Consider the following 13,420-nt stretch of genomic DNA (forward strand, 5'->3'; position numbering starts at 1 on the left):
GAGTTATATTAATTAAAGGATATTTTGGAATAGTGTCTGAGCAAAAATAGATTTACAAATGATTATTTAGAACATGGTTTTATTAGAATTAAAAAGCTTTTCAATCTTATATCTATTGAATTTATTGGTATGCTTTTTAAGCAAGCTATTGTTTAGAACATTGTTTAAGTCAAGTTTCTGATAGCACTTTCTCTGAGGATTATGCTTGACAAGAAATTACCGCTTCCCTGTTTCTATTACATTTTCAGATGAACCGGCAATAGTTGTCGGGAAACTATATGAACATTCTGGTCAATGGAAGTTTAATAGCGTGGAATTAGGTTATTTTGAAGGTCTTGTAGCATTATTCCAGGATTTCACAGTAAAGATTGAAGCAGAAACTTCTGCTCAGCAGATCAGTCCCTCCTCCCTTAAATGAATTTCTGATTTTATATAAGTCTCTAGACATTTTATTTCTTTTTTCAGGGAAGAAAAAACAGGTTCTTCTCAGATATCGTCTGGGGAGAATTTTTTAAACTATGATAATTTAAATCATAGTTTAACTTGATTATCTTAATAACTATAAACAAAAAAAGTGACCCAAAGCTCTGGACACTTTTTATACATTAAATATTGTTTAGTTAGAACATCGTTTAATTAGAAATCCTTAAGGTTTCAATTAATTAGATTTAATTCCGAAAACTAGATATTTCTGTCCCAAAAAATTTAATACTGTATAAACACTTGTCCCAAGCATGACCGCAAGCATATCCTCCGTCATTATTAAAAAGTGTGGAAATATAAGATACAAGAATTCAGCTGCCGCCTTTCCAAAGGAAAATGCTGCAAAATAACACACAATAACTACTGCTATAAACCGCGGAAGACTTTTTTTGATGCTGGTTTTACTTGAAAATGTGAAGGAACGATTTAAATAATAGCTGACAGCTGCACCGATGATGTTTCCCCAAAAAGTTGAAAGCCAGTAATCCGCGTTAAAAAGATTAAGGAAAAGGAAGATTGCTGATAAGCCTGCAGCTGTATTCATGATTCCAACGAGAATGAATCTAATAAATAATGGATCAAAACGAATTAAATTACTTTCTGAGCTCATAACGAAAGTCTTCTTCCTGAATATTGTTTTTTTGAATCGGAAGATTGAATAAGTCAATATCGACAATATATTTAGGACGCCTTTTGGTTTCTTTGTATACTTTTCCTATATACTCCCCCACTAAGCCTGTGGCAATCATCTGCAATCCTCCTATTAACCATATAGAGGCAATTAATGATGTCCACCCCGTTTGTGTCCGGCCCAGATATTTCATCGTCAGACAATAAATGCTGAACAGAAGGCTGACAAGGAAAGTGATCAACCCCATTGATAAGACAAAGCGAATCGGTGTCACTGAAAAAGATGTAATGCCATCAAACGCAAATGACAGCATTTTGCTTAATGGATACTTGGTTTGCCCTGCAAGCCTTTCTTTCCGGTCATAATAGACCTTGGCTGATCTAAATCCAATAAGCGGAACAATGCCCCTCAAGAACAAATTAGCCTCATCAAATCCTTTCAATTCTTGTACGGCCCGTTTGCTCATCAGCCGATAATCTGCATGATTGTAGATAAGCTCGACTCCCAGCTTTTTCATTATTTTATAAAACCATTCCGCCGATTTGCGTTTAAAAAGAGTATCCGTTCCTCTTTTCTTTCTGACTCCATACACGATTTCAAAGCCTTTTTGATAGGTGTCTATAAATTCATAAATGACTGTGACGTCATCCTGCAGATCCGCATCAATAGTGATTATACAGTCAGATCCTTCCTGGGCAGTGAACATCCCAGCAAGCAATGCATTTTGATGCCCTGCATTTCTTGATAGTTTTAATCCTGCCACTCTTTCCATATGCAGGCATGCTTTATTAATAATTGACCAGGTAGAGTCTTTGCTGCCGTCATCAATGAACAGGACCCTGCTTTTTAATGATACTTTTTTTTCTGTTACCAAATTTTCAAGAACTTGACTGAGATTATGAATCGTATGAGGAAGAATTTCTTCTTCGTTATAACATGGAACTACAATAGTTAAAGTAGGTGCATTCATAATGTAGAGTCTCCCGTGTTGTTTATTTTGCCTTATAGAGATAAATTTTCCACGCCGATTCCTCAGAATGAAATACTTTATCTAAGATTAAATGGTTCTTTTCCGGCTGTTCAATCGGCAAGCTTGAAAAAATATACTCACCGCCCATTTTTTTAAATGGTACCGTATTCAGATCAAGATCCTTAATTCGATTAGTTGAATTTTTAGTAAACATATACTTTTTCCCAAGCTCGCTGCTAAAGAGATAGCATCTTCCTCCCCACTCATCAAAATAAATCCTCAGTCTTTTATTTTTACTGAGTTCATTTTCGATGATTTTCCGAAATTGGTATTTATACGAGAGCGGGTAAAAGTTGTTATACGTATCGAGAGTATAAAATCCATTGTATTGAGCGATGGCAGGATGCAGTCCGAGGCTTGCAACTCTATAATCTTCAACTGGCAAGCCGATATGTTCTTTAATTTCAGCAAACTGTTCCTCTGCATAAAACTCTTTTACAGATGGTTTCTTTTGATAAATAATTTCATCATTAAAGAGGCCAAGCACTATTACTTGAGCTAAAATACACGCCCCGATTACCCCCTTTTGGGGGAATTCACTGTATAAAATCTTTAATCCCAGAGCGAAACCCACATAAATAATGATCGGCCGCAAGAAGTGGAATCTTGCAAAGTTAAAGGTATCCATGAAATGAAAACGTTCCGTTAAAGGAAGCCAGCCCTTATAAAACCAGAATGCATACCAGGCTGATAAACAGAAATTTAAAATGAATAAAAAAACAAAAGGCTTTTCTGTTTTCCATTTTCCTTTTCGTATAATTATGTATAAAGCAAACAGAGTGACAGGCAGGATAATCAAGCCATGAACGGTCATGACATGTGTATGGCCTAATACAAAGTTCTTAAATGTAAGCCTTATGACCCGCCATAATGGCAGCCTCGCATGAAAGTACTCATCACGGCTATTTGGTTCAGAAGAAAATAAAAAGGAATAGATTAACCGATATTCAACGATACAATAGACAAATATCATGTATCCGATTGAGATCAAAAAAGGCAGATTCCACTTCTTTTTTTTCATCACATCCATGAGCCATAAAATGCCTATAGCAGTTAAAAAAAAGAAAAAACCTAAAACAAAGCTTGAGTAAAAAGGGAGCAAAGTTAAGACTGCCATGCTGAGCCAATAACGATTTCCATTTCTGATATTTAAAAATGCCCATAAAGCAAGTGGCATTCCCAGAGTGCTGAGCATTCCCTGGGGCCAGAAAGGGGTCAGGGCAAATGTTAAGGCTGTTCCTGCAGTAATAAACCAATATTGCCTTTCTGTTAAGAAATGGTCCTTCAAGAGAAGATACATGCCTAAAAAGGCGAAAATTCTTGTGATTGATTGAGAGAATGCATAAGCTGTCATAGTCGGGAACCAATTGTACAGCCAGATTTGAAGATTCCATTCAGAACCAAGAGCATTTCTGGGCAGTCCGTTTATAATTTGCGGCAAAGTTTCATTCAGCCCGCTTAAAAGGTAACCATTTTCCGTCAGCACTTTATACCAGGCAAGATTAGAATCCAGATTATCATGAACGCGGATGTGCGCATTTTCATTCAGGATAAAAAGCGGTGCTACATATAAACCGATGGCCAGTATACATAAATAGATTAAAATGTGATCAAAATGCCTTTTATGTTCCATATTTTCACCTCGGGGCTAAGGCAGGTGTGTTTCCTTTAATTTTTACAACTTCCTATAAAATATTCCATCTACTTTTGTATCTAAATAAAAGGCTGTTTTCGTATAGATTGTTGGTTTTAATGATAAATGTTGCCCGCTCCTTTCCGCTCCAGGAACTTGCTTTCCGCGGGGAGCATGGGAGCCTCCTCGGCGTTGCCTGTGGGGTCTCCCATTTTGCTCTATATCCCGCAGGAGTCAAGTTCCTTCCGCTACAATCCACTTAGGGTTTTTAACATTTAGTCTAATAGCAACAATATTTACTAAAAGAGCAAAATAAAAAGACTTGCTTTTACACAAGTCTTAAAAAATATCGCACTTTAAAGGTCAAAACAAGCTGCACCCATTCGCAATAAGCAGCTGGGCGATTTAATGGACATTGGTTTTAGTGATGATTCTTTTTGCATTTGTCACACTTACAATGGTGTTTCTCTTTTTTCTTGCATTTGTCACACTTACAATGATGCTTCTCTTTTTTCTTGCATTTATCACACTTACAATGGTGTTTCTCTTTTTTCTTGCACTTATCACACATGCAATGATGCTCTTCTTTTTTCCAATCGTCACTCATGCAATGATGCTTTTCTTCTTTCTTCCAGTGATCACACATGCAATGGTGCTTCTCTTCTTTTTTCCAGTGACCACACTCGCAATGGTGCTTCTCTTCTTTTTTCCAGTAACCACACTCGCAATAGTGCTTCTCTTCTTTTTTCCAGTGATCACATCCGCAATGGTGCTTCTCTTCTTTTTTCCAGTGATTACACCCGCAATGGTGCTTCTCTTCTTTTTTCCAGTGATCACACCCGCAATGGTGCTTCTCTTCTTTCTTCCACTCATCACAAACTTTGACACATTTACAGATCCATTTATCATCGTGTTTTTTGCAATGGTCACATGAACATTGTTCGCCCGAATGTTTAACTCGTTTGCAGATTAATCGTATTTCAACATGCTTCTGGCACATATTTTTCACCTCTTTCATTAATCCATACTAGAGGTACAGTCATCATTAGTTAATAAACCCAACATTGCAAGAAGACGTCTTGATCTATCAGACAAACGTATGACTATCGCTGTGCATAGCTCCCGGATATCTCATTCAAATCTTGCAAAGAAAGAATAATGTAATCTGTGACTGATCCCTTATACTATCTTATTAAGAAATTCTTTTTTCGTATGGTTAGATGAAGTGATTCATTCATCCAATTTTCTTAGAATCCTATGTAAATAGCTTATTTTCCACGTGAAAAATGAAAGCACCCTATTATAGGTGCTTTGATAGTATGATATTTACCCTATTCGAATTTGCTGCCTTTGAAGCAATTTAAGTGTTATATCCAGGATCATTTTCTCTGACAATTCAGTAAAGGTTTCAATTTTTGCGTCTTTTTTTCGATGATCTTTTTTAACATGCTTTTTTTCAAAATCTTCTTCATATGCTATGATTTCCATGCTGAGTTTGTCAGAAAGTTCTTTAAATGAATTTCTTTTAGAAGAGCTTGAATGCTTAAATTCATTCTTATTCTTACATTCTTCACATTCACATCCATCTTCTTCACTGCACAGTTCAATGTACTCTTCAAGCGGGATTTCTAAAATGATTTCTCTTTTGTCGCAGCTCTCATCACACTTGCACTCTTCTTTCTTTATGCTGCGGTTCAGTGCTTCGTCAAATTCAATTATGTCAGCCTTTACAAGTTCACAAAAAGGCAGTTCATTAAAATGTTCTGTACTGATTTGATGGAATTGAGAGATGTCAGTGGATAATAATTGGTCTTTTTCTGGAAAACCGATTCCAAGCGGCTGTGCAATAAAGAAACCGAACTCTTCTTTCGAATCACTGACAGGTCCTACTGGAGGAGTAAGAAAACGTTCAATTTCAGCAACACAATCAAAAGGCACTTCAACTGTCAGTGATTTAATAACAGATGAAACAGATCCTTTGCATTCCTCTTTTGGATTTGAAGCATATTGAATATTCTTGCGCACGAACCCGCTCAAAAATAGCTGCCCGGAAGTTGCATATTCTCGGTTAATTAGGCGGCATTGGGTTAAGAAAACTCTTTTTTTAATTTCTTTAATTTCAAGAACTTTTTCTCCTTTAGGAAAAGTGATTTTAGCATGTACTGGAATTTCTATTCGGACTTCCTGCAGCAAGACTGGAACTTTAATAATGATACCAGTTGATGGAGTTGCTGATGGATCTACAATCGTTGCTTTACAGTGCTGCATGGAAGTGCTTCTCGGAAATGGCTCAACAGACATTAAGTGATTCCTCCTTAAGTTTTTGTGCAATTTATCATATGCAAAAGGCATTCGCCTGTTTGGACTCGAAAAATAGATACAAGTCTATTTTTGGGTGCACACTTAGTAATTTCAATACAATAAAATATGATGTGTAACTATTTATGTACCAAAAAAAGACTGCCGGGTAATACCCGACAGCCCAAACCCATTATTTACTGATGTTTGCTGATTAGCCTTCGAGTCCACCTGGTGCTGGCCCTAAAGAATCAACTCTGACTTGTTGTTTTTGCAATAGTTTAAGTGTTAAATCTAATACCATTTTTTCAGAAAGGCGTGTGAATGTACCCTCGCCTACGATTTCTTCCTCTCCTACTCCGCCAGCTGCAGGGAATGGAACTCGGTCTAGAGACTCATCGAATTCAATGATATCAGCTCTGATCAGTTCACAGAAAGGCAATTCGTTGTAGAATTCTGTACTGATTTGATGGAACTGAGAAAGATCTGTGCCTTCTAAACGGTCTTTTGCAGCAAAGCTTCTGTCATTTGGAAGCTGCTGAGAGATTAAATAACCAAACTCTTCGCGAGAATCAGTGAATGGTCCGACAGGGAAATTTCTGAAATTTGTAATTTCTGCTACACAGTCGAATGGAACTTCGACAGTTAATGAATTGATTGTTGATAAGATTTCACCAGCAGCATCTGCAACTGGATTTGCAGCGTATTGAATGTTTTTGCGCACAAAGCCGCTAAGGAAAAGTTTTGCTCTGTAATTAGCAAGTGTGTCGCCAGAGCCAGGAGCACGGTTAACAAGACGGCATTGTGTCACGTACGTGCGTTTTTTGATTGTTTTGATTTCCAAAACGTTTTGCCCTGCTGGAAAATCAATTTCTGCATGCATTGGTATTTGCACTGATACTTCATTCAACAATACCGGAACTTTAATAATTGGATCCGGCGATGCTGGAATTGGATTTGGTCTGACGTTTGTTGCGTCACAATGATTTGTAGATGTTGTTCTTCTGAACGGATTTACAGACATCTATTTATTCCTCCTAATATTTTTTAGACAAAGAAAAAGCGTAAAATATAGATTTTGTCAATAATTGTTCGCTTTATCTTCGTCCTTGTATAGATAATGTGAAAAGAGACGTTATTGAGACGGCATTTTATTCAGAGCATTCGCCTCTTTTTAGGAAATATTAAAAAATCGAAGCCCTTTTTCCCTTCCATTTCATACACATCTCATACCATGGGCAATGGACCTATTTTCATCATCAAATTCCAATTATCTAATCCATTCAGATTTTCAATGCATAGTCTATTTTCAGAGAAACTTACATGAAGGGGGATTATTGTGTCTTCTTATAACACTGGAAAAGAATGCTGCACCGGAGCCTGTGACAACTGTAAATGCCGGGACATTAATAGGTTCCTTGAATCGGTTTTAACTTTAAATCATGCTTTATCTGAAGCGATCTATGAAGAGCTTCTTGCAATTAAAGAAATTAAAAAGGCTGTTTCGTCTGAATTTCTGTTCAATTTAAAAAAGGATTTAAACAATACATTGAAACTGGCTATGAACAAAGAGGTCATTGTAGAAATGCTGCTTGAAGAAGTGAAGGATCAGTGTGAAATTATTTTTTATGATACAGAATACGAAGAGGATGAAGAACAGCTTCATTCGCACCAAGCTTGCTATGCAGATGAACATGAAGATGAGAAATGCCTCTATTCACATAACGAACCCTTTAGACTAAATGAGTTTGAAGTAATTGATAATGAAGTTTTAAAAGAAGAAAATGATGAAGTAGTCAAGTGTGTGAAAGAACCTCTTAAGGAAAACAAGAAAGAAAAAAAATTAAAGGAAGAGGAAAAACAAAAAAAAGATTCAACTAAAGAACTGAAAGAAGACAAAAAAGAGCCTGCTAAAGCAACAAATGAAGATAAAAAGGAAAAACAAGAAATAGAAAAAAAGGAAAAGAAACAAGAAAAACAGGAAAAAACCGTGATACAGGAAAAGGAAAAAAGACTCACTGCAGAGATAATAAAGGAAAAAGTTCCTGAAAAACCAAACTATCACGATTCTTATAAATATGAGAACGATGAGGATGAAGAAACTTTTATTGTAATTCGTTCCAAAGGGAGAAGATAAGCAAAACAGTCAAATAAAAAAGCCTCTTTATATTAGAGGCCGTCTATAGATTATTCATTTATTTCAATAAAATATGGATTGCTGCCTATATTTTTTCTAATTTCATCTGTCATTTTCAAGGGTTCAGATGATGTCTGCTGATGATCACCCTCCGCTTGAACACTCCCGTCATAGTGCAATGGCTTTTGCTCCATCTATATGTTCACCTCCCAACCATATTAAGTATATTATACTAATTTTTAGGTAATATTTCCTTATAAATATTTCTTTTTTACCAATTTATTCTCAAAAAAACATTCTATTACTAAATAGAATGTCCATCCTTTAATCATTTATTACGGAGTCAGTGAATTTGAAGGCGATTGCTGACTTCTTTGCCTTACATTTTTAATATTTATCCTAATAAGAATTGAAACAACCATTGCTGCTGTAAAAGCACCACCGAAGATAGACAGGGTCAAGGAGTAGCTGTCAGTCGTTTCTCTGATCCAAGAAACAAGAAGCGGTCCTGCAAGCCCCGCAGCTGCCCATGCAGTCAAAATGTATCCGTGAATAGCACCCAGCTGTTTTGTGCCGAAGAGATCGCCAATATATGCTGGTATGGAAGCGAATCCTCCCCCGTAACAGGTTAGAATTAAAAAGATGAGAGCCTGAAAGAGGATGGCGTTTGTGATACTCGGAAGCATAAAAAAAGCAGCTGTTTGAATAACAAAGAATGCCGTGTAAACATTTGGACGGCCAATATAATCAGATACAGATGCCCAGCCGATTCGTCCAAATCCATTAAATAATCCCATGATTCCTACCATCGCTGCGGCTGCAGCTGCGCTTAATCCCGCAATGTCCTGAGCCATCGGGGATGCTACGGATATAATCGCAATTCCGCAAGTAACATTAATAAAAAGCATGGTCCACAATGCCCAAAACCGGAGCGTTTTGACGGCTTCGTTTGCTGTAAGCTGGGATAAATCACTCTTTATCGTTTCTGCCTGCTGCTGATTCTCTTTCATATTAGCAGGCATCCATCCTCCAGGCGGAGGGGCAAGATAAAGGGATGAAGAAATCATGATCAAAAAATAGACGGTCCCAAGGATATAAAAAGTCTTATCTATTCCAACACTTGCTATGAGCGATGCTATAACAGGGCTTGCAATTAATGATGCGAACCCAAAGCCCATGATGGCAAGTCCCGTCGCAAGACCTCTTCTATCAGGAAACCATTTTACTAACGAGGATACAGGAGTAATATATCCAATGCCAAGCCCAATTCCTCCAAGAGCTCCGTAAAAAAAATACAAAAGATATAAAGATCCGATACTCTCAGCATAACCTGCTCCTATTAACCCTGCTGCAAAACATACTGTTGAGAGCAGGCCGGAAGCTCTAGGTCCATACCTTTCAACAAAGTGACCCATAAATGCTGCAGATAATCCCAAAAAAAGAATCGCAATGCTGAATGTAAGCGAGATTTCGCTTAATCCCCAATTATGTTCATCTCTAAGGGGGTTGGTAAAAACACTCCAGGAGTAAACCGACCCAATTGAAATGTGAATGCCAACTGCTGCAGCTGCAATCAGCCAGCGATTTTTTGTTTTCGTCATTTTTTCTCCTCTTTTCTAAGCATTAGAGTGAAGGCAGGAAACTGATTTGCCTGCCTTCATGGTCTTATTCCAGAGTTTCATTTTTATGACGCACTTGATCTTCTTTACTTTGAGAGGTTTTTTCAATGTGCTCCGTCTCCTGCCCCATTCCTTTCAAGAAACTGATCAGCATCGTGACGGCCCGGTTTACTTCAGGATCTTTCAGCGAGCGCGCAAGGTCAAAGTAGCTCGTTTTTTCTGCAGGATCTTTATTTTCAGCCACTCTGGCAACTCCCGCATTCACTTTTAATAAAAACGGTTCCAGCTGTTTGACATTGATCATGCCAAGCACCCCTGTCATTAATAGCAAATTTTTCAAACTGTTGGTCGTTTCATTTTTGTCCACCGTTTTTACAAGAATGTCCATCACTTTGTCTCCTTGTCCGAATAAACCCTTCAATAGAGGCAAAACCCCTCTGTCCTGCATGTGCTGTAAGATTTCAAGCGTATCAATAATGGCTTCTTTATGGCTGATCAGGGCATCTTCCACTTTTCTTAAATCTTCTTTGCGCTTATCTTCTTCTGTTTTTTCTATACGGGTTATCGTTTTAGTTGCTTTTGCCAAGCTTATTTCCCCCCCTTCTTAACGAGGTCGCCTGGGAATACATAGTCTTTGCGCTTCCATTTTCTTTCAACTTCTACACCTCTTTGAGGATTTGGGTTTCCATACCGGAAATTTGTTTTTGGCAACGGATTGACACCCTCGATTTCCAGCACCTCAAGTCTTGCCTTTACTTCTTTATAAGCAGGTGTATCTGTGTCTTTATCAGCGTAGCTGCTTGTAATCAGATTTATCGCTGCTTCTCCAGAATCATTCATAGGCAGGTACACTTCTTTCCCTTTCACGCGTTCGGTAATCAGACACTGCACCTTTACTTTTCCATAAGGGGATACCAGCCTGACCAGAGAACCGTCTTTTATCCCCCGTTCCGCGGCAAGCTCAGGTGATACCTCAAGGAATGCATTTGGTGTTTTTGAGGAAATGCCCTTTGATTTATAGGTCATATTGCCTTCATGAAAATGTTCGAGGAGCCTCCCGTTATTCACGTGAATATCATATTCCGCCTCAAATTGGAGCGGTTTCGTCCAATCGACTGGAAAGAGGCGCGCCTTGCCGTCTGGAAAAGGAAATTCATCCAGGAAAAGAACGGGTGTATCTGTTCCATCAGCTGCTACTGGCCAAAGTAGACTCTTGTAGCCTTCCAGCCGCTCATAGTTTACTCCTGCAAAAAGAGGTGCAAGCATCGCTGCTTCTGCCATGATGTCGCTTGGGTGTTTATAGTCCCATCCAGCTCCCAGCTTATTTGCAATCTCCATAATGATCTTCCAATCCGGCATTGAGTCACCCATAGGTTCAAGAACCTGATATAAACGCTGAATTCTGCGTTCTGTATTTGTAAATGTTCCTTCTTTTTCAAGACTTGGACTTGCCGGAAGCACAACATCTGCATATTCTGCTGTCTTGGATAAAAAGAGGTCCTGAACGACGAAGAAGTCTAATTTCTCATAAGCGGCATGGACGTAGTTGATATTGGAGTCGACGATTCCCATTTCTTCTCCTTTTAAATACATCGCTTTTACGTTTCCAGCGTGAATCCCCGCTACCATTTCGTGGTTGTTTAAACCAGGGTGTTCAGGAAGTTTAACCCCCCAGCCTTTCTCATATTTGGCGCGTACTGCAGGATCGGTGATTTTTTCATAGGAAGGCAGCCTGTCCGGCATGCTTCCGAAATCACTTGCTCCCTGCACATTGTTATGGCCTCTTAAAGGATAGGAGCCTGTACCTGGACGCCCATAATTCCCTGTAATCAGCAGCAGGTTTGAAATGGCTGTACTAGTGTCGCTGCCGCCTGAATGCTGGGTGACACCCATTGCCCAGAGTACAACTGTGCTTTTGGCTTCATGAATCATCTTAGCTATTTTGATAAGCTCTGCTTTTGATATGCCTGTCGTTTTTTCGGCATATTCCAGTGTGAATTTCTCTAAATTGGCCTTATACTCTTCAAATCCATTTACTCTGTTCTTTAAAAATTCCATATCTGCCCAGCCCTGGCCGATGATATAGTTGGTTACGGCAGATAGCCATACAATGTCTGTTCCTGATTCAGGCTGAATGAATAAGTCAGAGCGCTCGGCCATTTCATGTTTTCTTAGGTCAGCGACAATCAGCTTTTGTTCATGAAGTTTATGAGCCCTCTTCACTCTAGTAGATAAAACCGGATGCGATTCTGACGTGTTTGAACCGATTATCAAGACAAGCTCCGACATCTCAATATCCTTTATCGTGCCGGAATCGCCTCCGTAGCCGACTGTCCGGAATAATCCCATTGTTGCAGGTGTCTGACAGTATCTTGAACAATTATCAATGTTATTCGTTCCGATTACTGATCTTGCAAGCTTCTGCATTAAATAAGATTCTTCATTTGTGCATTTTGAGGAGCTGATAAAAGTCAGTGCGTCCGGACCATGTTCATTTTTAATTTGAGAAAACTTTGTTTCAATAAGGGATAGCGCCTCATCCCATTCCGCTTCACGGAAAGCATCGCCTTCCCTGATCAGCGGCTTCGTCAGGCGTTCTTCACTATTGACATAATCCCATCCGAATTTGCCTTTTATGCAGGTTGAAATTCCGTTTGCAGGAGCTTCAGCCTGTGGTTCAACTTTTAAGATTTCTCTCCCCTTAGTCCAAATATCAAAGCTGCACCCGACACCGCAATATGTACAGACAGTTTTTGTTTTCTTGATTCTCTCGTCCCTCATAGCTGATTCCATGTCAGATATAGCAAGGATTGAGCCGTAGCCTGTCTCAACATTTTTGGTAATTTCAATCATCGGACGCAGCGTTTGTTTAGCAATGCCTGTTAAATAACCCGCTTCCCCCTCCATCCCTTTTTCCATCATCGCGTTGCAGGGACACACTGTTGAACAATGACCGCAGGATACACAGGAAGATTCATTGATCGCCACATCGTTGTCCCAAATTACACGTGGGCGGTCCCGTTCCCAGTCGATAGAAAGAGTCTCTGTTACCTGAACATTCTGGCATGCTTCTACACATCTGCCGCAAAGAATGCACTGATCGGGATCATAACGGTAAAAAGGATTGGATTGGTCTATTTCATAGGGCTTTGGAGCAAACGGAATGCTTTGATGATTGATTTTCATTTCTTTCACTGTATTGTGTATGTCACAGCCGCCATTATTGTAGTCACAGACCGTACAATATAGCTCATGATTGTGCAAAATCCGGTCCATGCCGATGAGCTGGGCCTCTTTTACTTCAGGTGACCCAGAATCAATAACATCTCCGTTCCTGATCTCTGCCTTGCAGGCCCTCACAAATTCCCCATTTACTTTTATTATGCATGTATCGCACGTTTCAATTGCTCCAAGGCTTGGATGATAACAAACGTTTGGAACTTCAAGCTTTTGGGCGGCAAGAAGTTGAAGGGCTGTCTGATTTTCTTCTGCTTTTACTTCAGCTCCGTTAATTTTTACGTTAAAACTGTCTGACAAAAAGACCTCCCCTTTCACGAATAGTTAAAATGTTCAATCAATTTTCAGTACA

12 protein-coding genes are annotated in these 13,420 nt (G+C 38.9%); 3 read left to right on the plus strand and 9 right to left on the minus strand.

Annotation, left to right across the window (positions count from 1 at the left end; genetic code table 11):
• The first annotated feature begins 205 nt into the window (after positions 1-205).
• Positions 206-418 carry a TerD family protein gene (locus GJU41_RS07765; RefSeq protein ID WP_154318225.1) on the plus strand — a complete coding sequence of 71 codons (213 nt, stop codon included), beginning with the start codon at positions 206-208 and terminating at the stop codon, positions 416-418.
• A gap of 240 nt (positions 419-658) precedes the next feature.
• Here GJU41_RS07765 and GJU41_RS07770 read toward each other — a convergent pair whose 3' ends face one another.
• From GJU41_RS07770 to GJU41_RS07780, 3 genes are read right to left on the minus strand one after another with little or no spacing between them, the layout of a single operon-like run.
• Positions 659-1,093 (minus strand): GtrA family protein, encoded by a 435-nt coding sequence (locus GJU41_RS07770; RefSeq protein ID WP_154318226.1) that lies wholly within the window; start codon positions 1,091-1,093, stop codon positions 659-661.
• Positions 1,077-2,084 (minus strand): glycosyltransferase family 2 protein, encoded by a 1,008-nt coding sequence (locus GJU41_RS07775; protein ID WP_154318227.1) that lies wholly within the window; start codon positions 2,082-2,084, stop codon positions 1,077-1,079. The genes GJU41_RS07770 and GJU41_RS07775 overlap by 17 nt, the downstream gene beginning before the upstream one ends.
• Before the next feature lie 22 nt (positions 2,085-2,106).
• The gene (locus tag GJU41_RS07780) at positions 2,107-3,777 is read right to left on the minus strand and encodes a DUF6044 family protein (RefSeq protein ID WP_154318228.1); all 1,671 of its coding nucleotides are present in this window, start codon (positions 3,775-3,777) and stop codon (positions 2,107-2,109) included.
• Positions 3,778-4,201: 424 nt separating this feature from the next.
• Here GJU41_RS07780 and GJU41_RS07785 point away from each other — a divergent pair, with 424 nt between their 5' ends.
• Positions 4,202-4,711, plus strand: a complete 510-nt coding sequence (locus tag GJU41_RS07785) for a hypothetical protein (protein WP_154318229.1) — start codon at positions 4,202-4,204, stop codon at positions 4,709-4,711.
• Between the two features lie 392 nt (positions 4,712-5,103).
• On the opposite strand, the gene GJU41_RS07790 is transcribed toward GJU41_RS07785, so the two are convergent.
• Positions 5,104-6,129 carry a CsxC family protein gene (locus GJU41_RS07790; protein WP_449806601.1) on the minus strand — a complete coding sequence of 342 codons (1,026 nt, stop codon included), beginning with the start codon at positions 6,127-6,129 and terminating at the stop codon, positions 5,104-5,106.
• A gap of 160 nt (positions 6,130-6,289) precedes the next feature.
• Positions 6,290-7,099: a CsxC family protein gene (locus tag GJU41_RS07795; protein WP_154318231.1), complete on the minus strand. Its 810-nt coding sequence runs from the start codon at positions 7,097-7,099 to the stop codon at positions 6,290-6,292.
• A 561-nt stretch (positions 7,100-7,660) separates the two neighbouring features.
• Here GJU41_RS07795 and GJU41_RS07800 point away from each other — a divergent pair.
• Positions 7,661-8,212, plus strand: coding sequence for a hypothetical protein (locus GJU41_RS07800; RefSeq protein WP_154318232.1), 552 nt, complete (start codon positions 7,661-7,663; stop codon positions 8,210-8,212).
• 50 nt (positions 8,213-8,262) lie between these two features.
• On the opposite strand, the gene GJU41_RS24625 is transcribed toward GJU41_RS07800, so the two are convergent.
• The 4 genes from GJU41_RS24625 to fdhF all read right to left on the minus strand — a co-directional run bounded on the left by GJU41_RS24625 (position 8,263) and on the right by fdhF (position 13,368).
• A complete protein-coding gene (locus tag GJU41_RS24625) occupies positions 8,263-8,406 on the minus strand; it encodes a hypothetical protein (RefSeq protein ID WP_170292738.1) in 144 nt (47 codons plus the stop codon).
• Positions 8,407-8,547: 141 nt separating this feature from the next.
• A complete protein-coding gene (locus tag GJU41_RS07805) occupies positions 8,548-9,813 on the minus strand; it encodes an L-lactate MFS transporter (protein WP_154318233.1) in 1,266 nt (421 codons plus the stop codon).
• Between the two features lie 64 nt (positions 9,814-9,877).
• Entirely contained in the window at positions 9,878-10,417 is a 540-nt protein-coding gene (locus GJU41_RS07810; protein ID WP_154318234.1) for a helical membrane plugin domain-containing protein, read from the minus strand.
• Between the two features lie 2 nt (positions 10,418-10,419).
• Positions 10,420-13,368 (minus strand): formate dehydrogenase subunit alpha, encoded by a 2,949-nt coding sequence (fdhF, locus tag GJU41_RS07815; protein WP_154318235.1) that lies wholly within the window; start codon positions 13,366-13,368, stop codon positions 10,420-10,422.
• Positions 13,369-13,420 lie beyond the last annotated feature (52 nt).

Source organism: Metabacillus idriensis (assembly GCF_009674765.1).
Taxonomy (GTDB): Bacteria; Bacillota; Bacilli; order Bacillales; family Bacillaceae; genus Bacillus_P; species Bacillus_P idriensis.

Excerpts from the sequence above, each read along its gene's own strand:
- GJU41_RS07770 (WP_154318226.1), bottom strand. The coding sequence starts at position 1,093 with ATGAGCTCAGAAAGTAATTTAATTCGTTTTGATCCATTATTTATTAGA.
- GJU41_RS07775 (WP_154318227.1), bottom strand. The coding sequence starts at position 2,084 with ATGAATGCACCTACTTTAACTATTGTAGTTCCATGTTATAACGAAGAA.
- GJU41_RS07780 (WP_154318228.1), bottom strand. The coding sequence starts at position 3,777 with ATGGAACATAAAAGGCATTTTGATCACATTTTAATCTATTTATGTATA.
- GJU41_RS07790 (WP_449806601.1), bottom strand. The coding sequence starts at position 6,129 with ATGCCTTTTGCATATGATAAATTGCACAAAAACTTAAGGAGGAATCAC.
- GJU41_RS07795 (WP_154318231.1), bottom strand. The coding sequence starts at position 7,099 with ATGTCTGTAAATCCGTTCAGAAGAACAACATCTACAAATCATTGTGAC.
- GJU41_RS07800 (WP_154318232.1), top strand. The coding sequence starts at position 7,661 with ATGCTGCTTGAAGAAGTGAAGGATCAGTGTGAAATTATTTTTTATGAT.
- GJU41_RS24625 (WP_170292738.1), bottom strand. The coding sequence starts at position 8,406 with ATGGAGCAAAAGCCATTGCACTATGACGGGAGTGTTCAAGCGGAGGGT.
- GJU41_RS07805 (WP_154318233.1), bottom strand. The coding sequence starts at position 9,813 with ATGACGAAAACAAAAAATCGCTGGCTGATTGCAGCTGCAGCAGTTGGC.